This is a genomic window from Chthoniobacter sp. (genome assembly GCF_040003245.1).
Lineage (GTDB): Bacteria > Verrucomicrobiota > Verrucomicrobiia > Chthoniobacterales > Chthoniobacteraceae > Chthoniobacter.
On record NZ_JBDUCX010000018.1, the window covers coordinates 22299 to 41681 of the forward strand.

The window sequence follows — 19383 nt, forward strand, 5'->3', positions numbered from 1 at the left end:
ACGTTATAAAAGCGTGGGGAAATCCGGGCCGGATAGGCCCGCAAGATGAGGACACGCGGACGACGGCTGGGGGCCTGCTGGCGGGCGGTGCTTTCGATCGTAAGCGTGGGCGCCTCGTTCATACGGAAACCTCGGGTTGCGCGACCGGGCGCCAACGCGGCACATAGGTCCGCCAGACCGTTTTGACGCATTCCGGTCCCAGCCAGGCGAGCAGCGCACCATAGACGGCGACGCCACCCATCCCGCCGGCCAATCCCGACAGAGCGAGTCCGGCCGGCGCGACCTTCCAAGCCACCAGCCACGCGACACCCGTCGCCATGAGAATCAAGACGAGCGGAAGAGCGTACGGCGCAAACTGGCGGCGAAAGGAGATTCCGAAACACGCCCGCAACAGGACTGCGCCCATCGCCAGAGTCACGACCACGCGCAAGGCGAGACTCATCGCCGCCAGGCTCAACGTGCAGGCGCCGTTGATCAGGATGGGCAACAAGAACGCACCCAAACTGACTAAAATCGCCGCGGCATTGACCCAAAACAACAGACCGGGCCGCCCCAGAGCGTTGATCACCGGCGGGTGCAAAATCCGGAGCATATGCGGAACAGCAGCAAAGGCGAAGATTCCCGCCGCCGGCGCGGCCGGAAGCCATGCCTGCCCGAGGACGGTCCCGATGATTTGGGGCGCCAGGACACAGAAAATGGCGAATGGCGCTGCAACAAAGCAAACGACCAAACCCGCTGCTTCATTGTACAATTCCCAGAATTTCGCGGGTTCTGTCTGCCGGCGCGAAAAGAGGGACAGCGCCACCGAGTTGATGGCTGTGCCGATCGCATCCCGCGGCGTTTCCACCACGCGCTGGGCCAGGTTGAAATAGCCGGCCGCGACCGGCCCGAGCACACCGGCCACAATGACCACCCAAAGCCGCGTTCCCGCGTGCATGAGAAATTGCGCAGCCATGGCGCGTCCCCCATAGGAACACAATCCGCGCGCCAGGCGCCACTGCACCGGCCACGCGGGGCGAAACGACAATTCCTGCCAAACGGCGGCAGACGAGAAGAGCGCGGTGCATACTTGTTGCGCGCACAAAGCCCAAACACCAGTTCCCATCAAGGCCATGAGCACGCCGATCATCCCGCTAACACAACGGGCGACAAAGGTGCGGCGCGTGAGCGCGCGAAAGTTGAGTTCCCGGCGATGCAGAGCCACCGGCACCGCCCCGATCCCACCGAAAATCAACGAGACCCCCATGACGGCGAGTACGGCCCCCAGATGGCCTCCATGCCCTTTCAGGTAGAGACACCCCCCCGCCACCGCCGTGCCGGCACTGAGCGCCAGCCCGCTGAGCGTAGACACCCAAAACGCCGCATTGGCCGTGGCGGAATCCATCTCCAGGCGCTGCACGATGGCGTCCTGCAACAGGACTTCGCTAAACAAGGCCAGCACCTGCACGATGCTCAAAGCGACCGCCGCCACCCCGAACTCTTCCGGCCCGACCAGCCGCGCGAGAACGAGCAAAGTGACGAAGGAAAAGCCCGTCTGCAGAAAGGAGTCGGACAAAGCCCACAGTGCGGCCGGTCGCCCCCGCCGTGCAGGAAGAGTATCTCCGTCCGATGGATTCACCGGGCTGTTCATGCGAGGCGGCGCAGGATCAGGCGGCATTCTTGGCTGCGCCGTAAACTCCTTTGCCGTATTCGCCCACGCCGTAGTGGTAGTAGTAGCCCGCTCCGGAAGCGCGCAAGCGATTGAGGATGACGCCGGAGATCGCACCTTCCGCCTCGGCGATCATATGCACGGCGCGTTTCACGGCGCGGCGCGGCGTTTTCCCGGAACGGATGACCAGGCACACGGCTTCGACATCGTTCAACATCAGCAACGCATCGCTCACCGCGTGAATGGGTGCGCTGTCCACGACGATGCGATCGAATTGCCCAGCGGCCTCTTTCATCAATTTCTGGAAGCCACCGTTGGCCAGAAGTTCCGCCGGCTGTTGAATACGTCGGCCAGCCGAGAGGACGAATAGATTCTCGATCTTCGTCGGGCGAATGGCGCTCTTTAAACCGCACTCTCCCATCAGCACCGCGCCGACGCCATCCTCCGGCAGTTCGTCGAAGAAATATTTGTGCAGCGTCGGCAACCGCAAGTCGCCATCGATGACGAGCGTCCGCTCGCCGAGGCGCGCCAAAGACACGGCGTAATTGACGGAGCAGAACGTCTTGCCTTCGCCCGGAATGGCGCTGGTAAAGAGGATCGAGCGTTGTTCCGGATTTTCCGTCGCGAGGGAAAGCGCGGCGCGCAGGGAGCGAAACGATTCGGCCACCACGCTATCCGGCTCCTGCACCGTGAGCAGCGCGCCCGCATTGTGACTCGCCTTGCTGGCCAGGGGTACTGAGCCGACCACGGCGAGACCCAGTTCCTCCTCGGTCTGGTCCACGGTCTTGAAGGTTTGGTCCACGCTGGTCAGCGCGTAGGCAACCAGGCAGCCAATGATCAGGCCGCCCATCCCAGCGGCGATGAGCACGAGCAATTTCTTCGGTTTGCTGGGCCTCGGTGGAACGATCGCCGGTTGCACCACTTCGACATTCCCCTGCTCCATGCCTTTCATCATCGAGGTTTCCCGCAGGCGCCGCTTGACGTCGTTGTAGAGATCCTGGTTCGCCGTCAGTTCCTTGGTGAGGCTGTCGTAAGGCAGACTCACCTTGCTGAGTTCCAGTTTGGCCTTCTCTTCTTTTTTCAGCAGAGCCGCGGCGTTCTCCTCGGTTTGCTTGGCCGATCGCAAGGAAATACCCACGGCTTCGGACGCCTTGAGAATCGTGCGGCGCAACGCTTCATGCACTTGATCGAGTTGCCGTTGGGCCTGGATATACTTCGGATGCTTCGGAAGATAACGTTCCTTGAGTCCCGCAAAATCGGATTCCGCCACGCTCACGTCGTTCTCCATGCTCAAAACGGCCGGGGCGCTGGCGATACTCGTAATGCGCAGCAAATCCTCCGGCTTCGAAACACCCATGAGCTGGATCTGGGCATAATCGGACTCGAGCTTGACCCGAGCGCTGCGCGCTTCATTGGCGCTGTTCGCCAACGCCAGCATCCGGCTGTCCGCCAAGGTCGGGCTGTCGTCGAGAGGCAGGCCGGGGTGGGCGTCCTTGAATTCCTGCACCGCTTGTTGCGCATCGGCCACCAGGTGCTCGATCCGGTCCTTTTCCCGTCGCAGGAAAGTGTAGGCCTCATCGGAGATGCCCACCCGTTGCTCGATGTAGGCCTTGGTAAACTGCCGCACCACTTCCGCGGAGAGCTTCTGCGCCAGCACGGGATCGGTGTTCTCCACGGTCACGCTGATCAGCCGTGTCCCGCGTTTGAGTTTGGCGGTGGTGGAATCCTGCAACGCATGCACGAGTTCGTAGGCGACGTAGGGATCCTTCCGCGCCGGGAGGCGGAGTTGCGCCGGTTGAATTTTCAACTCCTCGATCACCGCTCCGAGCACCGTGGGACCGGCGAGGTTCTGCTCGATCGTCTTCAGTTGCTCGGTGTCCTTGAGATCTTCGTTGGTCACTTCCGCGACCGTGTCCATGACCTTGCGCACCCCGGCATCGACCTGGATCACGCTTTCCGCTTCGTACGTCTTGGGCGTGCGAATGATATAGATCAGCCCGATGCTACAAGTCACGGCGACGCACGCCGCAATGATCCACAGGCGCTCGCGCAAAGTATTAATGAACCCGAGCAAATCAAGGGTGTCGCCCGCCGGTACGTTATCGTGTTGGGTGGAATCCATAGTTTCGTGTGATCAAAAGAGGCTCTCGCCGACGGTGACGATGTCGTTGGGCATCACTTCAAAGGTGGCGGTGCGCACATTCTTCGCCATGTCCTTGGCGTTAAATTTCATGACGGTTTCCTTGCCATCAATCTTGCGCTTGAGGGCGATCTTCGCGGGATCGGCGATGCGCGTGTATCCTCCCGCCATGGCGATCGCATCCAGCAGCGTGACCCTGTCCCGATCCGGCATGTCATACGCACCGGGCTTCTGCACTTCGCCCAGGACCGTCACGCGCCGCTTGCCGTACTCCTGCACCACGACCGTCACTTGTGGATTGACGAGATACTCCCTGGCGAGCGCCGCACGGATAGCGGTGGCCGCTTCCTGCGGCGTCCGCCCGGCAACCGTCACCACACCGATGAGCGGAAACGTGATCGTGCCCTTGGTGGAAACACGCGGGTTTGAATGCAAGTCGTCCTCCTGGAAGACTTTGATGTCGAGGACATCATTGGGCGCGAGCACGTAGGTATCTGCATCCTCCACGGCGCCCGCTCGCGGCAGGCACGAGAGCAGACCGATCCCTAGCGCCAGCACGCAAATGAGTCGCCGGCTCAGCCGGTAACAAGACGGAAATTGCAGGGTCATTAGTTCCATAGCTTTGAGTTTCAAATGGTTGGTGAAGCGACGATGCTGCGCTGCGTCCGCCCTCAGGGACGCTTGATGGAGCGGAGAGATCCGCGGCGATTGCGTCGAGCCGTGGAATGAAGAGACGCTCAGATTCGACATGTCTCGCCGGGGTCGCGACCTGCCCCAATCTTGGGGGGGAGCCGGAGGGCGGACAGGGTTCGGGTTTTCACGCAGCGCACGAAAGCAGGATTAGGACCACTCACCCCCTAAAGAGGAGAAACACTGAGGACCGCCACAACAATGTGGGCAAATCGCTGCAACGTGGCCAAAAAACGGCGCGCGACTGGAAAATCCACAACCGTCACATCCCGCGCCATGTGTTACATCGCCCATCAATATTCACACCATGGCGGGGTGGACTTTTCCGGCTTCATCATCAATCTTGGCGCCCTGCGGCTACCTTCCTTTTCGACGCTCCGCGGAGCTTCGAGCCCGGCCCAGCCTTCAATTCGATTTATGTCTCAACCCATTTGGATCCTCGGTGCCAGCGGCTACGTCGGCGGCGCATACCAGCGCCTCCTGGAGTCGCGTGGCATCCCATTTCGTGTGCTGCCGCGCACCGCGCTCGATTACTACAACGTGTCCACACTCACGGCCGCGCTGAAGGAGGCGAAGCCCGCCTTTCTCGTCAACTGCGCGGGATACACCGGCAAGCCCAACGTGGACGCGTGTGAACTGCACAAGACCGAGTGTTTGCTCGGCAATGCCATCCTGCCCGGCGTGCTGCGCCAGGCCTGCGAAGCGACCGGCACACCCTGGGGACACGTCTCCTCGGGTTGCATTTTCACCGGTCGGCGCCGGGATGGTGGCGGTCTGCGCGAAACCGACGCTCCCAATTTCTCCTTCCGTACGAACAACTGCTCCTTCTACAGCGGCACCAAGGCGCTCGGCGAGGAAGTGCTCGCCGGAGCCGACAATTGCTTCATCTGGCGGCTGCGCATCCCCTTCAACGAAGTCGATTCGCCGCGCAACTATCTCACCAAGCTCATGCGCTACGACCGCCTGCTCGAGGCGGAGAATTCGCTCTCGCAGCTCGACGAGTTCGTCCGCGCCACGTGGGAATGCTGGGAAAAGCACGTCCCCTTCGGCACTTACAATGTCACCAACCCCGGCGCGGTGACGACGCGCGAGGTGGTCGTCCTCATCCAGCAGAGCGGCGTCTCGAAGAAGCACTTCGCGTTCTTCAGCGACGAGGCAGACTTCATGCAGAAAGCAGCCAAGACACCGCGCTCGAATTGCGTGCTCGATAGCTCGAAGCTCCTCGCCTCGGGCATCGTGATGAGCGAAGTGCACGACGCCATCGCCAAGGCGCTCAAGAACTGGAAAGCCGCCTGATCATGCGTTTGCTCGTCACCGGCGGCGCCGGCTTCATCGGTTCCAATTTCGTCCTGCAGCAACTCGGGGAGCGCCAGGATGTCGAGCGGCTTGTGAACCTCGACAAGCTCACCTACGCGGGCAACCTGGCCAATCTCGCGCCGGTGGAAAAAGACAACCGCCACGTTTTCGTGAAGGGCGACATCGGCGATGGCGATCTGATCGCGAAGTTGTTCGCCGAGCACGCCATCGATGCGGTGGTGAACTTCGCCGCGGAGTCGCACGTGGATCGCTCGATCGACGGCCCCGAAGCCTTCGTCCAGACCAACGTCGTGGGCACCTTGCGCCTGCTCCAGGCCGCGCGCGCCTATTGGGGCCAACTCCCACCGGAAAAGAAGAGCGCGTTCCGCTTCCTGCACGTCTCGACCGATGAAGTGTACGGCTCGCTGCGTCCGCAGGACCCGGCCTTTACCGAGGAAACGCCGTTCGCCCCGAACAGCCCTTACGCCGCGAGCAAGGCGGGCAGCGACCATCTCGTGCGCGCCTTCCATCACACCTACGGCCTGCCGGTGCTGACCACGAATTGCTCGAACAATTATGGCCCGCTGCAGTTTCCCGAGAAGCTGATCCCCCTCATGATCCAGAAGGCGCTCGAGGGCGGCGCGCTGCCGATCTACGGCGATGGCCTGAATGTGCGCGACTGGCTCTACGTGCGCGACCATTGCACCGCCATCCGCCTCGTGCTCGACCGCGGCCAACTCGGCGAGACCTACAACGTCGGCGGCCTCAACGAGCAGCCGAATCTCGCCGTGGTGGACACGCTCTGCGCACTGCTCGATGAGTTGCGCGCCCGCGCTGATGGGAAGTCGTACACCACGCTCAAGACCTTCGTCAAAGACCGGCCGGGTCACGATCGCCGCTACGCCATCGACTGCGCGAAGATCACGCGCGAACTCGGCTGGCAGCCGGCGGAATCCTTCGCCACCGGGCTGCGCAAGACGGTCGAATGGTATCTGGGCAATCAGCCCTGGTGCGCCAACATCTCCAGCGGCAATTACCGTCAGGAACGTCTCGGAGTCCTCTCATGAAACGCAAAGGCATCATCCTCGCTGGCGGCTCCGGCACGCGGCTTTATCCCGTCACCCGCGCGGTGAGCAAACAGCTCATGCCGGTCTACGACAAGCCGATGATCTACTATCCGCTGTCGGTGCTCATGATGGCCGACATCCGCGAGATCCTCATCATCTCCACGCCGCACGATCTGCCGCAATTCCAGCGGCTCTTCGGCGACGGAAAACAATTTGGCCTCGAGATTTCCTACGCCGAACAGCCCAAGCCCGACGGCCTGGCGCAGGCCTTCCTCATCGGCGCGGAGTTTCTGGCCGGCAGCCCGGCGTGCCTGGTCCTCGGCGACAATCTTTTCTACGGCCACGATTTTCAAAAGACCGTCCGCACCGCGTCGAATCGCACCGCTGGCGCGACGATCTTCGGCTATTACGTGTCCAATCCCGAGGCTTATGGCGTGGTGGAATTTGACGCCGCCGGGAAAGCCATCTCGCTCGAGGAAAAGCCGAAGGTGCCGAAGTCGAAATACGCTGTGCCGGGGCTCTATTTCTACGATTCGCAAGTCGTGGATCTCGCCCGCAGCCTCAAGCCCTCGCCGCGCGGTGAGCTTGAGATCACCGATCTCAACCGTGTCTACCTCGAGCGCGGCCAGCTCCATGTCGAGACATTGGGCCGCGGCCTCGCCTGGCTCGATACCGGCACGCACGATTCGCTGCTCGAAGCCGCCGATTTCGTCCGCGCCATCCAGAACCGCCAGGGCTTGAAAATCGCGTGTATCGAGGAGATTGCGCTGGTCAAGGGTTGGATCACTCCCGACCAACTGCGCACCCTCATCGACGACCTCGGCAAGACCTCCTACGCTGATTATCTCCGCGCACTGCTCGTCAGCTGACTCTGCCGTTCAGAACAGCAAGTTGAACTTTAACATGACGATCGTCGTGTCGAAGCTGTGGCCCACGCTGTTGGAATCGTTCTTCTGGTACTCGCCGGAAATCTCGCAGTTCAGCCACTGCGCAAGGTCGAACCCGATACTGGGCCGGATGAAATAGAGATCGTCATTGCGGCCAAAATTCGGAGAGCCGAGTTCATCCTTGTAGTCCGCATTCTGGTAGCCCCCGGTGAGATCGAAGTAGAAGCGCTGGAAAAGCCGCTGGCGATATTCGAGCGATATTCCCGTCGCCTGGAAGTATTCGCTGCCCTCAATGCCGGAATTGTAGGCCCGCCGGTAGCCTTGCAAGTAGAGGTAAGAACCCGCGAAAGGCGTCCAGGCGAGATCGAGCTGAAAGACACCGTCGGTGCGACTGCCCGCGTTCTCTGTCTGCCGCCAATCGCCGCCTGCGGTCAGGCTCACGGTGAACTTTGCCGTGGCCTCGTACTTCACGCGCGCCAGCCCTTGCTGGTACGTTTGCGAAGGCTCGCTGCTGCGATCGATATAGGCGAACGCGCCGCCGAGCCCGAGCTTGATCTTGGGCGAAATTTGGTAATTGAGCCAATCCTCGTTGCGCCATTCTTTCGTGTCGACGTTGTTGCCCGCGTAATCGGTGCCTTGGTAAAATCCGTTTACCTCGAAGGAAGTCTTGCCGCTGTATTGGTAGCGCGAGGTGAGCGCCGCACTGGGATGCCGCTCCTCGATGCGCTCGCCGATATCCGCCTCCGCCACGTTCTCCGTCACGTAGCGGGCTCGCACCCCGAACGTCAGCCGCCGGATCGTCCATTCCCCTTCGAGCTTGGCGTCGTGATCGAAGGTGTCCTCGCTCCCATGGCTGGCGAACCAGGTGTAACTCGGCGAATAGTCCGCAAAGATATAGTTCTTCTCCACGTACCGCTCGAAGCGATGGCGAAAGCTGTCCGGCCCGTAGAGTTCGCTTTTGAACTCGCCCCAGCCCACCGCGAGGCCCGGCTGGATCGTGAAGATGAAGTCGTGTTCCGCACCGTGTTCCTTAATGAAGATGTTGCTGTCGTACGAAGCGCGCACCTGGCCGTGCAGCACGTAACCGAAGCGCTGATCGTTGAAGCTGTTACCCGAGGTGAGCTCGCCTTGATGCGGGAAGAGCGTGATCGATTCGATCGATGGCGCCGGTGTCGTGGGAAGGTCCATGACCGGCTCCGCGGCCGGCGGTAGCACTTGCCCGGGCGCTGGTGATGCAGGTTCGAGCGCTGGTGGATCCGCCGCGGCGGCTGGTTCTGCATCCTGCGCCAGCAAGGGTCGCGAGAGCACGCCGAGCGTTAGCCCCAGCGTCATCACCCCCTGAATCGCAGTCCCTAGGATTCGAGTTACCCTCATTCAGGGGCGATGCTGTTAGTCGCCGCCCGTCATGACGTCAATCCTATTTATTCCTGCGGCAAACGCGCGGCGAGCGCGCCGGCGACGCGCGTGAGCAGGTCGGTTTCGGCCGCCGGCCAATCGTACGCGTCGGCTTTGGCGATGCCTAAAACGCCGCGTAATTTTCCATCGACCAGCATGGGCACGGCCACGGAACCTTCCATGCCCGTGGCCTTTGCGCCGGGCTTGGCCTGGCCGGAAGTATCGGTCTGCAAATTACAAATCGTGATGGGCTCGAGCCGCTGCGCCGCCAGGCCCGCGATGCCTTTTCCGATCGGCACGGTCTCCACAATTTGCACCACGGGAGGCGGGATATTTTTGTGGGCGGCGAGCTTCAACACACCCTCGCGAAGCAGATGCACGGTCCCAGCCTGGCAGCCAAAGTGCGTGAGCGTGGCACCGAGCACGGTGGCGATGTCGCTGGTGGCGACGGCGGATTCGAGATCAGAAGGAAGGGGCGAGGTCATGGCGGAACATCCAACACCGAACGTCCAACATCCAACATTCAATTACTTCGGCGCGCGATTGGGATACGGCGGCTTGTGCGGTGCGCCGGGCGGGCTGGTCTGCATTTCCTTTTGCACTTCCTCGATCGCCCGCTCGAGCTGCGGGTCGCGGCCTTGCGCGAGCGCGGCGGGATCGTCCAGCACCGCGATATCGGGATCGACGCCATGGCCCTCGATGATCCATTTCCCGGCAGTATCGTAGATGCTGAACGTCGGCACGGTCACGCGTCCGCCGTCGATGAGGCTGGGAGCGCCGGTCATGCCGATCAAGCCGCCCCACGTCCGCGTGCCGATGATCGGCCCGAGCTTGTTCTCGCGGAAGAGCCACGGGAAACAATCGCCGCCCGAACCGCTCCAGCCGTTGGTGAGCATCACTTTCGGCCCGACCTGCGCGATGTAGGGGGTCTGCCAGTCGCGCCCGTCGCGCACGCCCCAGTAGTTCGTCACGCGCCGGCCGAGCAGCTCGATGAAACGGTCGGGAATCTGCCCGCCGGAATTCCAGCGCTCATCGATGACCAGCCCCTGTTTGGCGACCTGTCCGCGGAATTGCTGATAGAGTTCGCTCTGTCCATCCACACCGGTGTTCTTCACGTAAATATAGCCGATCTTGCCGCCGCTCGCGGCGTCGACCCGGCGGCGGTTCGCCTCCACCCACGCCTTGTGTCGCAGGGCCGCTTCACTGCCGATGGTTTGCACGAGCACATTGCGCTGGTGCACGGGGTTCATGCTGTCGGTCACCGTCAACATCACCGCCTTGTCCGCGAGCCCCTGAAAGGCCGCCCACGGATCCTGCCGGGTGTCGATCGGGCGGCCATTGACGGCCAGGAGCCATTCACCCTCGTGGACATCCACCCCCGGCTGCTGCAAGGGCGAGCGCACATTGTCCCACGGCGCCGCAGTAACGATGTGCGCGATACGATACGCCCCTTGCTCGAGCGCAAAATCGCAACCGAGATAGCCCACGCCACGCGTCGGCGCTTCCTCCAGGTCGCCTCCGCTCCGGTAGGTGTGCGAGCAGCTCAATTCGCCGAGCAATTCGCCGAGAAGATGGTTCACGTCGCTGCGCGTGACCGCATCCACCAGCAGCTTGCCATAGCGCACGCGCATCTTCTGCCAATCCACGCCGTGCATGCCGGGATCGTAGAAAAAGTCGCGCTCGATGCGCCAGGCGTCATTGAAGATCTGCCGCCATTCCGCGGCCGGATCGACCTGCGTTTCGAGACTGCCCAACGCCAGCGGCTTGTCGATTTTCTGCCCCTCCAGCACGTTGACGATGCCCCACTGCTCGGCGCGCCTGACGAGCAGCTTATGGCCGTCGGCGGACAGGTCCACGCTGCCGCAATCGTCGAGGATCATCTTCTCCTCGCGCTTCTCAAGATCCCAGAAAGACAGTGGCGCGGTGCCTTTGCGCGCTCCGACCCGGGGCGGCCAGCGGAAGATCACCTTGCCCGGCACAGCAAGGAGATTGTCGAAGTGTCCACCACCGACGGGGAGCACCACGCCGCGCGCTTCGATGTTGTCGAAATCGATCGTCAACGGCTTGGGCTTGAGCGGATATTGCCGGGCCAGTCGCATGCCGGGACGCGCCTCGCCGGGAGGCGGATTTTCGATGGGCGACTTCTGCTCGTTCAGCGCCGCATCGCCCTGCGGTTTGTCCTTCTTCGGCTCGCTCTGCTTGGGCTCCTCGTCCTTCTTGTCCTTCGCGGGCTCCTCCTTTTTCTCGTCGGGCTTTTCCGGCACGGGCGGGTCCTTGCGCACCGGCTCTTCATCGTCGCGCGGTCCCAGTGGCGAAGGCACATCCTTGCGCAAGGGCAGCGCCACGAGGCTCTCTCCATTGGTGTAGATCCACGTGTTGTCCGACTCGCTGTAGATCGGCTCGAAGACGCGTTTCGAGCGGTAGTAGAGATAGCGCCCGTCCGGATCGAAGGTCGGCATGTCGTCGTCGTAAAAGCCGCTCGTGGCCGCCAGCTCGCGCTTCTCGCGCGCATCGAAAACGACGATGGCGGATTGCCGGTTGGGCCGGTCGGCGGCGTAGGCAAACCAGCGGCTGTCCGACGACCAACTCACGGCAAAGCGTGCGAGGTCGCCTTCGTAAGCCCACAATTGGCGGCCCACCTCGCTCGTCTGTTTTGTCTCCAGGTCGAAAAGGTGAATGCGCATCGCCTGGTCGATGAAGACGATCTTCTTCGCGTCCGGCGACCACTGCGGTTGATAACGAAAACCTGGACCGAAATGCGTGAGCGTCTGCTCACCGAACGGCTTGTCGGCCGGGCGGATGGTCAGCTCGTACTCGCCGGTGCGGTCGCTGAAATAGGCGATCCATTTGCCATCCGGCGACCACGCGGGAAAGCGCTCCGCAATGCCGCTCGTCTCGGTCAAATTGCGCACGATGCCGTGCTCCGCGGGCACGCTGAAGATCTCGCCGCGCGCCTCGAAAAGGGCGCGCTTGCCCGTCGGCGAAACGGTCGCGCTGCGCACGTACGACGCGACATTCTGCGACCGCGGGCGGAGCGTGGCGCGGTCCGTGGCCACCTTGAGGTTCACCTCGTGCGCCTGTTCCGTGGCGAGGTCCAGCAGGTAGAGCCGGCCATCGTTTTCAAAAACGAGATCACTCGGCCCGACACTCGGGAAGTGCACGTCGGAATCCGTGAAGTGCGTAACCTCGCGTGTCTCCTTGGTGCGCGTGTTGTAGGCCCAGATGTTGTCGCGCTCGTGCCCGTCGCGGTCGGAGAGGAAATACATCGTCTCGCCGTGCCACATGGGCTGCGAGTCGTTCGCGTCGTTGTGCGTCACGTTCTCGGCGGTTTTCTGTTCGAGATCGAAGAGCCAGATGTCCGGCGCCATCCCACCGCGGTACCGTTTCCAAGTGGCGAAGTCCGTGGAGATCGGCGTGAAGGCCAGCGTGCGACCATCCGGTGAAATCGCGCCGAATTCGCCGTAGGCGACCGGTAGCTTTTCCGGCAATCCACCTTGGGCGGAGACCTTGAAGAGCTGGCCGACGCGCTCGGTGAAACTCGTCATGTGCGAGGAAAAGAGCAGGGACTGACCATCCGGATACCAGCCGAGCAGCCGTTCGCTGTCGCCGTGGTGCGTGATGCGCCGGGGCTCCCCGCCCCCGACCGGCATCACGTAAATGTCGACGTTGCCATCGTAGTTGCCGCTGAAGGCCAGCTTTGTGCCATCGGGCGAGAAACGCGGGAACTGCTGCAAACCGCGCGGCGAACTCAGCCGCAACGCCGTGCCGCCCGACTTGGGCGCAATCCAGATATTGCCCGCATAAACGAAGGCGATCTGGGATTTCGAAACCGCCGGCATCTGGAGCATGCGGGCATCGATTTGCGCGGGCAGCGGTTCGTCATCGGCATGCAGAATCGAGACGGCAAGGACGGCGAAACCAAGACAAAGGGGGAGTTTCATGGGGCGGAAAGAAGCGGGAGGATGCGGGGACGGGGGTGTTTTGGCGAGTCAGGAAAGGGCGGGTTTCGAGGGTGTCATTCGGCGTTGGACATTGCCAAAGCGGCGCGCATCCGGCAAACGAAGCCAACGCCTTGAGTTCGCTCTTTCAACAACCCGCCGCCGCGCGTGAGTCGAACGCCAGCCAGACCGCATTCTTCCGCGTCGGCTTGACGGTTCTTTTCTTGATCGGCGCGGGCTTTTTCCTGGCGCTCACCGCGTGGCCCGGATTCCAGATCCTGAACGCCCGGCCATGGCCGGCCACCCCGTGCACCGTGGACTCCAGCCAGGTCTTCTGTGAACAGGGTGACGACAGCACGAGCTATCGCGTCGACATCCACTACCACTACACCTTCGGCGGGCAGTCCCATACCTCCGGGCGCTACTGTTTCGGGGCTGGCTTTCCCAACGGATTGCGGACCAAGCAGGCGATCGTGAATCGTCATCCCGCGGGGCTCGAAACCACTTGCTTCGTCAATCCCCGCTCCCCGGACCAAGCGGTCCTCAATCGCGGCTGGCAGCCCGAAATGGGACGCGGCATTTTCGCATTCTTTCTCGCGCTGGCCGGCGGGCTCGGCCTGATTTTCTCCCCCGCCCTTGCGCGTTGGAAGTCCGAGACGGAGGCGGCGCGAACCGTCGCAACCGGCACGGGCGGCCCGATCCTCCTCACGCCGCAGCGTCCGCCGACCGGCAAGTTCCTCACCAGGCTCATTGCCACCCTGGCGTTCAACAGCGTCATCGGCTTCATCGCCTATTTGCTCTTCTTCGTGGAGGACCGGCGGGACGTCGAGCTCGGCCCGCGCATCATCCTCTGCCTCTTCCTCTTCGCCGGCTTCCTCTTCCTCTGCAACGTGGTCGAGCAGTTCTGCTCTCTCTTTCGTCCGCGCGTCATGGTCACCGTGCAGAATACCTCCATTCCCGTCGGCGGTGAATTGCGCCTCTCGTGGACGGTCACCGGAAAAGTCTCTCGTCTGCAAAAGGTGCATCTCACGCTCGAAGGCCGCAACGCCGAGGAAACTCGCGGTGGCCGCAAGGTGCGCACGAAAAAGCAGGTCTTCGCGAAGATCAATGTTTTCGACGCCTCCAATCGCGAGTTCCCCGCCCAAGGCGCGGCGCACGTGGTCGTCCCGCTCGAGTCCAGGCCCAGCGTCGCCGACGAGCAGTTCTGGAGCCTGCGCGTCCGCGGCAAGACCCGCGGCCTCCCCGATATCGACGACGAATATCCGATCAACATCGTCGCCCGCTAATCCGGCGATGCGCATTGCCAAAACCGCCCGCTTCCGCCAAAGGAAACCCCCATCGTGAGCTCGCTCTTCAGCAAGTCCGTCACCGTGCGCAAACCAAGCGCCGCCAGCACCGGATGCGTGCGCCTTTTCTGCGGGGCCTTCCTTCTCATCGGGATCGGGGCCTTTTCCCTGGGAACGATTTACCCCGCGCTCCAGGTGGTCGCCGGCCTGCGCTGGCAGGAGACGCCCTGCACCGTGGATTCGAGCCGCGTGGTCGTGCACCACAGCACCTCCAGCCGAGGCAGCCCCACCTACAACATCGAGGTCGTCTATCACTATCGCTGCGAGGCGGGCACCTTTACCTCGAAGCGCTACCAATTTGCCACCGGCTCGACCAGCGGGAAGGATCGCAAGCAGCGCGTGGTGGACCAATATCCACCAGGCCGGCAGACGGTGTGTTACGTCAATCCGTCCAACCCCGCCGAGGCGGTCATCCACCGCGGCCTCAATGTGGAGATGCTCTTCGGCTTCATCGCCCTGCCGTTTGCCCTCGTCGGCGGGGTCGGCCTGTACTTCTCGCTGCGCCCGGCCGGCCGCAAGAAGCGGTTGCAAAAGAAGGCGGTGCCGACCTTTGCGCCGGCGACCGCAGAACCAGTGCCGCTCAAGCCGGAGACGACCCCGCTCGGGAAGTTTTTCCTGGTCCTCTTCTTCGCCCTCTTCTGGAACGGCTTCATGAGTATCTTCGTCTATCTGACCTTTTCGCCCAGCCACAGCCACAGCGTGCCCATCTTCGCGAAGATCTTCGTCGGCTTTTTTTGCCTCATCGGCCTGGTCATCGCGTTGGGAGCGATCGGCGCTTTCACGGCGCTCTTCAATCCCCGCGTGCGACTCAGCGCCCGCACGAATGCCGTCCCCCTCGGGGGCGAATTCCAGTTCCAGTGGAACGTCACCGGCCGCGCGGGGCGGCTGCACAATATCCGCATCTTGCTGGAAGGGCGGGAACAGACCGTCTCCCGCAGTGGCGACAGTTTGCAGACGCACACCCAGACCTTTGCGGAGATCCCGATCTTCCAAGCGATGGCGGACGAAGCACTCAACCAGGGCCAGGGCCGCGTCTCGATTCCCGCCGGCCTCATGCACAGCTTCAACGGCCCGCACAACAAGATCGTGTGGCGCATCCGGGTGAGCGGCGACGTCCCGCGCTTCCCCAAGGTCGAGGAGGATTACCCGATCAATGTTCTGCCGCGCGGGAAAACTACCTGACCTATCGCCATGTCCGTCGTCATCCAGATCCAAGACCGTCAATCGGCATTCTCCCCCGGTGATCGTGTGACCGGCCAGGTCTCATGGCAATTGGGCGCCGCGCCCAAGAACGCGGAATTGCGACTTCTCTGGCGCACCGAAGGACGCGGCATCGAAGACGACGGCCTTGTCGAAGCCATCCCCTTTCCCAATCCACAGGCCGTCGAGACACGACCCTTCTCGCTGACGCTGCCGGACGGGCCCTACAGCTTTTCCGGCGCGCTCATCACACTCACCTGGACGCTGGAGGTGGCCGTCGATCCCGGGAACCACACCGCCGGCGTCGACATCGTGATCGCACCCGGCGGGAAGGCCGTCTCACTCCCGAGGGTGACGCCCAAATAGCGGGCAAACTTTAATGCCATTGAATGGCATTAACCATCCCTTCCGACGCGTGCGCCTGGATTTCGGCTCGGAGAAAAAACCGCCTTTACCAGCCTTGACTGGCCTTGACCCGGCTTGACCGGACTATGGCCTACTCTGATCCGGCTATAAGCCAATCAAGGCTGCCTGCCAGCCAATCCCCGAGCGTATCCAGCCGCCTTATTGCATCTCATTTGCATCAGAGACCTTCCCGATCCACGTATCAAAGAACCTCAAATCCCATTTCCAGCGCGCAGGCTAGCACAGCGTGACCAAAAAGTCAATATAAAAATGACCTTTGGACAAGATTTGGGCGGCACCAAATCACCTTACTTGGCCGGCACCTTGCGCTTCTTGGCGGGAGTCGCCGGGGCAGCCGCAGTGACCTTGGCCGGCTTGATCTTCTCCAGAAAGGTGGTGAGGACATCGGCTCCCGCCTGATCGTTGCTCTTCAACAGCTCGGCGCGCAGGTTTTGCGCGGTCGACGAGTAGAAGCCATAAACATTGTTTAAATTCTCCGCCCGGGAACTGGCATAGCGGGCCTGAAGCATGGCGAGAGGATCGTTCGGGTTGTCGCCGGTCACCTGGATTTCGTTCACCTCCGCAGGGTCGCGCAGGCGCTTGGCAAAAGTGCGGGAGCGATCTGCCCCGTCCAGGTTGGAAATCGCCTGATATTTCTGCGTAAGGGCATCCGCCTGAGCAGCATACGATTCGTTCAGCTTGCCGAGGACATCGGCGCGGGCCTTCTTGTATTCGCCCAGCAGGGTGTCGAGTTTCGGGGCTTGGGCCGCCTGCACTGACCCGGAAATCAGCAAGAAAGCGGCGATGAAGAGAAGGAACTGGCGGATCTTCATAAGAGGGAAAAGGGTTTGCGGACTAAAAATAGCAAAAGTCGTGCAAGCTGCCCTGCTTTAGAGACTGTGAAACTCAGTCGTGGAAAGAAGAGGTGCGCCAGCGAATCACACAGATCACACGAATGAGGAGGTTTTCATTCGTGTGATCTGTGTGATTCGCTGGCCCCAGCTTCTCATTCAGTGGCCTCAATTCGCAGTCTGTCTGCTCGGAGTATGGTGAGTTTCAAGACGGCATCACTCCGTGAGACTGAGAAGCGCTTCCCGGAAACGAAGACCGAAAAGTTCCATTCGAAAAAGCGGACTTTGGAAGAATGGGACCACCTCCTCCGTCGTCGCCATCTCTTTTTGGAACCGGCCGGTTCCAATATAGGCAAAGGCCTGGCCTGCCGTCCAACGCGCCATAGGCTTCAGAGATTGATCCTCAGAAAGTGCCTTGAGCCGGCGTAAACCAGCATGTCCGCCGAAAATAACCGCCCACTCGTAATCCGATAAGACAGGAAAGAATTCAGGCGGACCGCCCGTATACAATTTGCGGAAGTATTCTTCGCCATGGCGGGCTTCAACGTGGGCGGCAATCCACGGCAAGGCGATCAAGCCCACGGCGACAGGCAGGCAGACGACCAACTTGATCCACGGTCTCATTGGCTGCAAAATCGCCCGCCTGGGCAGGCCACACAAGATCAAGGGTTTGAAACTCACGCTTTTAGTTTATTTAGAATAATTCTTGATAAGGTTAGCCGGCGGTGCGATGCAGAATGTGCCCATGAAACTGCGTGATGCACACAGCGGTGACGGTTCGCCGACACCCGATGACCATATCCATGGGCGTGGTCTGCGCATGACCGACCAGCGGCGGGCGGTTTATGACGCGCTGATGGGGGAACGCGATCATCCGACGGCGGTGGAGGTCTTCATACGGGTGAAGGCGAAGATGCCCAAGGTCTCGCTGGCCACGGTCTACAACTGCCTCGAAACGCTCACGGACTGCGGGCTGGTGAAGGCGGTGAACCACGACCGCGAGCCGTCGCGCTACTGCCCGAACCTGGCGGAGCATGCCCACCTTTTTTGTGACGGTTGCGGCGGGGTGATGGATATCCCGCTGCGCTCGCGCCGGCGCCCCCAGGACATCTGGGAATTGCCGGAAAATGTTTCCATTTTGCAGCACGAAGTTTCGTTCCGCGGGCTGTGCCCGAAATGCGCGACTGCGGACCCGCAAAAGGCCCCCCAGAACCGAAGCAAATAATCGGCCTTTTTAATCACCATGAGTTCACTGAAAATCCAAGACCTGCACGTTCGCATCGGCGACAAGGAAATCATCCGCGGCCTGACCCTCGAGATCCCGAAGGGCGAAGTCCACGCGGTGATGGGGCCGAATGGCTCCGGCAAGAGCACCCTCAGCAAGGCCATCGGCGGCCATCCGGATTACACGGTGACGAGCGGTGACGTGCTGCTGGATGGAAAAAGCATCCTGGGGCTGGCGCCCGACGAACGGGCCCGCACAGGGTTGTTCCTCGCGTTCCAATACCCGATGGAAATTCCCGGGGTGTCGAACGCCAACTTCCTGCGCGCGGCGCTCAATGCGCGCCAACCGGAAGGCGAGGAGATCGAGGCGACCGAATTTTACGAGCACATGTACGAGGAGATGGACAAGCTGGAGATGCGCCGTGAATTCACGGCGCGCGCGGTGAACGAAGGCTTGTCCGGCGGCGAGAAGAAGCGGAACGAGATCCTGCAAATGGCGATGCTCCGGCCGAAGTATGCGGTGCTCGACGAGACGGATTCCGGCCTCGACATCGATGCGCTGCGCATCGTCAGCGCGGGCGTGAATGCCCAGCGCGGACCGGAGACCGGCTTCCTCGTCATCACCCATTACCAGCGCCTGCTCGATTACATCGTGCCGGACGTGGTGCACGTGATGGTCGAAGGCCGCATCGTGCGCACCGGCCCAAAAGAACTCGCCTACGAGCTCGAGGAAAAGGGCTACGACTTTATCCGGGACGAAATCGCGGAGCCCGTGTCCGCTTAACCGAGGAACCATATGCCTACGGAAGAAATTACTGATCTCGACATCGACCGCACGCGCGGCGATTTCCGATACGACGTCAAACACGCGTTCGACGCCGGCACCGGCCTGTCCCACGACACGGTCGACTACATCGCCAACGTCAAGAACGAGCCGGACTGGATCCGGGAATGGCGCCACAAGGCCCTCGACGTCTTTCTCTCCAAGCCGATGCCAACGCATTGGGCTTCGAAAGACCTGGAGAACATCGTTTTCAAGGACATCCGCTACTACCTGTCGGGCGGCCAGAAGGCCTCGCGCTCGTGGGAAGATGTGCCGGAAGACATGAAGCGCACATTCGAGCGGCTCGGCATCCCGGAGCAGGAGCGCAAGTTCCTCGCCGGCGTCGAGGCGCAGTTCGACTCCGAGGCGGTCTATTCCAATATCAAGAAGGCCGTGGGCGAGCAGGGCGTGATCTTCATGGGCTCGACCGATGGGCTGAAGGAACACCCGGAGATTTTCCGCAAGTGGTTCGG

At 61.8% G+C, this 19383-nt stretch carries 16 protein-coding genes and 1 pseudogene; 9 read left to right on the top strand and 8 right to left on the bottom strand.

All coding sequences use genetic code 11. The features are described from left to right. Nucleotides 1-118: 118 nt before the first annotated feature. From ABJF10_RS03955 to ABJF10_RS03965, 3 genes are all read right to left on the bottom strand, one after another. Nucleotides 119-1555 carry an oligosaccharide flippase family protein gene (locus ABJF10_RS03955; RefSeq protein WP_348543219.1) on the bottom strand — a complete coding sequence of 479 codons (1437 nt, stop codon included), beginning with the start codon at nt 1553-1555 and terminating at the stop codon, nt 119-121. Nucleotides 1556-1646: 91 nt separating this feature from the next. Continuing rightward, nucleotides 1647-3770, bottom strand: coding sequence for a polysaccharide biosynthesis tyrosine autokinase (locus ABJF10_RS03960; RefSeq protein ID WP_348543220.1), 2124 nt, complete (start codon nt 3768-3770; stop codon nt 1647-1649). Between the two features lie 12 nt (nt 3771-3782). Then, nucleotides 3783-4406, bottom strand: coding sequence for a polysaccharide biosynthesis/export family protein (locus ABJF10_RS03965; protein ID WP_348543221.1), 624 nt, complete (start codon nt 4404-4406; stop codon nt 3783-3785). A gap of 489 nt (nt 4407-4895) precedes the next feature. Here ABJF10_RS03965 and ABJF10_RS03970 point away from each other — a divergent pair, with 489 nt between their 5' ends. The 3 genes from ABJF10_RS03970 to rfbA are packed head-to-tail and all read left to right on the top strand — an operon-like array spanning nt 4896 to nt 7710. After that, nucleotides 4896-5774: a sugar nucleotide-binding protein gene (locus ABJF10_RS03970; protein WP_348543222.1), complete on the top strand. Its 879-nt coding sequence runs from the start codon at nt 4896-4898 to the stop codon at nt 5772-5774. A 2-nt stretch (nt 5775-5776) separates the two neighbouring features. Next, nucleotides 5777-6841, top strand: a complete 1065-nt coding sequence (gene rfbB, locus ABJF10_RS03975; RefSeq protein WP_348543223.1) for a dTDP-glucose 4,6-dehydratase — start codon at nt 5777-5779, stop codon at nt 6839-6841. Next, nucleotides 6838-7710 (top strand): glucose-1-phosphate thymidylyltransferase RfbA, encoded by an 873-nt coding sequence (gene rfbA, locus ABJF10_RS03980; protein ID WP_348543224.1) that lies wholly within the window; start codon nt 6838-6840, stop codon nt 7708-7710. Before rfbB ends, rfbA begins: the two co-directional genes overlap by 4 nt. 9 nt (nt 7711-7719) lie before the next feature. On the opposite strand, the gene ABJF10_RS03985 is transcribed toward rfbA, so the two are convergent. Genes ABJF10_RS03985 through ABJF10_RS03995 form a run of 3 tightly spaced genes read right to left on the bottom strand, consistent with a single transcriptional unit; the run spans nt 7720 to nt 13064 of the window. Next, nucleotides 7720-9102, bottom strand: a complete 1383-nt coding sequence (locus ABJF10_RS03985) for a hypothetical protein (RefSeq protein ID WP_348543225.1) — start codon at nt 9100-9102, stop codon at nt 7720-7722. Nucleotides 9103-9149: 47 nt separating this feature from the next. Beyond that, nucleotides 9150-9608: a GAF domain-containing protein gene (locus ABJF10_RS03990; protein ID WP_348543226.1), complete on the bottom strand. Its 459-nt coding sequence runs from the start codon at nt 9606-9608 to the stop codon at nt 9150-9152. A 42-nt stretch (nt 9609-9650) separates the two neighbouring features. After that, a complete protein-coding gene (locus tag ABJF10_RS03995; RefSeq protein WP_348543227.1) occupies nt 9651-13064 on the bottom strand; it encodes a PDZ domain-containing protein in 3414 nt (1137 codons plus the stop codon). A 131-nt stretch (nt 13065-13195) separates the two neighbouring features. Between ABJF10_RS03995 and ABJF10_RS04000 the strand changes: the two genes are divergently transcribed. Genes ABJF10_RS04000 through ABJF10_RS04010 form a run of 3 tightly spaced genes read left to right on the top strand, consistent with a single transcriptional unit; the run spans nt 13196 to nt 15973 of the window. Then, entirely contained in the window at nt 13196-14347 is a 1152-nt protein-coding gene (locus tag ABJF10_RS04000) for a DUF3592 domain-containing protein (RefSeq protein ID WP_348543228.1), read from the top strand. A 54-nt stretch (nt 14348-14401) separates the two neighbouring features. Then, nucleotides 14402-15589, top strand: coding sequence for a DUF3592 domain-containing protein (locus ABJF10_RS04005; protein WP_348543229.1), 1188 nt, complete (start codon nt 14402-14404; stop codon nt 15587-15589). Between the two features lie 9 nt (nt 15590-15598). After that, the gene (locus ABJF10_RS04010) at nt 15599-15973 is read left to right on the top strand and encodes a hypothetical protein (RefSeq protein ID WP_348543230.1); all 375 of its coding nucleotides are present in this window, start codon (nt 15599-15601) and stop codon (nt 15971-15973) included. A gap of 347 nt (nt 15974-16320) precedes the next feature. Here the strand turns inward: ABJF10_RS04010 and ABJF10_RS04015 are convergent, their stop codons facing one another. Both ABJF10_RS04015 and ABJF10_RS04020 read right to left on the bottom strand, forming a co-directional pair. After that, entirely contained in the window at nt 16321-16845 is a 525-nt protein-coding gene (locus ABJF10_RS04015) for a hypothetical protein (protein WP_348543231.1), read from the bottom strand. A gap of 234 nt (nt 16846-17079) precedes the next feature. Beyond that, a complete protein-coding gene (locus ABJF10_RS04020) occupies nt 17080-17544 on the bottom strand; it encodes a hypothetical protein (protein ID WP_348543232.1) in 465 nt (154 codons plus the stop codon). 64 nt (nt 17545-17608) lie between these two features. On the opposite strand from ABJF10_RS04020, the gene ABJF10_RS04025 reads away from it, so the two are divergent. The 3 genes and pseudogenes from ABJF10_RS04025 to ABJF10_RS04035 form a co-directional block, all read left to right on the top strand. Beyond that, nucleotides 17609-18088, top strand: a complete 480-nt coding sequence (locus ABJF10_RS04025) for a transcriptional repressor (RefSeq protein ID WP_348543233.1) — start codon at nt 17609-17611, stop codon at nt 18086-18088. Nucleotides 18089-18106: 18 nt separating this feature from the next. Then, complete coding sequence (sufC, locus tag ABJF10_RS04030; RefSeq protein ID WP_348543234.1) at nt 18107-18871, top strand: Fe-S cluster assembly ATPase SufC; 765 nt, start codon at nt 18107-18109, stop codon at nt 18869-18871. A gap of 12 nt (nt 18872-18883) precedes the next feature. Then, nucleotides 18884-19383, top strand: a pseudogene (locus ABJF10_RS04035) (Fe-S cluster assembly protein SufB); the annotation flags it as partial.

What these genes read in the sequence shown, in the direction of transcription:
- ABJF10_RS03960 (WP_348543220.1), bottom strand. Translation starts at nt 3,770, where the DNA reads ATGGATTCCACCCAACACGATAACGTACCGGCGGGCGACACCCTTGAT.
- ABJF10_RS03965 (WP_348543221.1), bottom strand. Translation starts at nt 4,406, where the DNA reads ATGGAACTAATGACCCTGCAATTTCCGTCTTGTTACCGGCTGAGCCGG.
- ABJF10_RS03970 (WP_348543222.1), top strand. Translation starts at nt 4,896, where the DNA reads ATGTCTCAACCCATTTGGATCCTCGGTGCCAGCGGCTACGTCGGCGGC.
- rfbB (WP_348543223.1), top strand. Translation starts at nt 5,777, where the DNA reads ATGCGTTTGCTCGTCACCGGCGGCGCCGGCTTCATCGGTTCCAATTTC.
- rfbA (WP_348543224.1), top strand. Translation starts at nt 6,838, where the DNA reads ATGAAACGCAAAGGCATCATCCTCGCTGGCGGCTCCGGCACGCGGCTT.
- ABJF10_RS03985 (WP_348543225.1), bottom strand. Translation starts at nt 9,102, where the DNA reads ATGAGGGTAACTCGAATCCTAGGGACTGCGATTCAGGGGGTGATGACG.
- ABJF10_RS03990 (WP_348543226.1), bottom strand. Translation starts at nt 9,608, where the DNA reads ATGACCTCGCCCCTTCCTTCTGATCTCGAATCCGCCGTCGCCACCAGC.
- ABJF10_RS03995 (WP_348543227.1), bottom strand. Translation starts at nt 13,064, where the DNA reads ATGAAACTCCCCCTTTGTCTTGGTTTCGCCGTCCTTGCCGTCTCGATT.
- ABJF10_RS04010 (WP_348543230.1), top strand. Translation starts at nt 15,599, where the DNA reads ATGTCCGTCGTCATCCAGATCCAAGACCGTCAATCGGCATTCTCCCCC.
- ABJF10_RS04015 (WP_348543231.1), bottom strand. Translation starts at nt 16,845, where the DNA reads ATGAAGATCCGCCAGTTCCTTCTCTTCATCGCCGCTTTCTTGCTGATT.
- ABJF10_RS04025 (WP_348543233.1), top strand. Translation starts at nt 17,609, where the DNA reads ATGAAACTGCGTGATGCACACAGCGGTGACGGTTCGCCGACACCCGAT.
- sufC (WP_348543234.1), top strand. Translation starts at nt 18,107, where the DNA reads ATGAGTTCACTGAAAATCCAAGACCTGCACGTTCGCATCGGCGACAAG.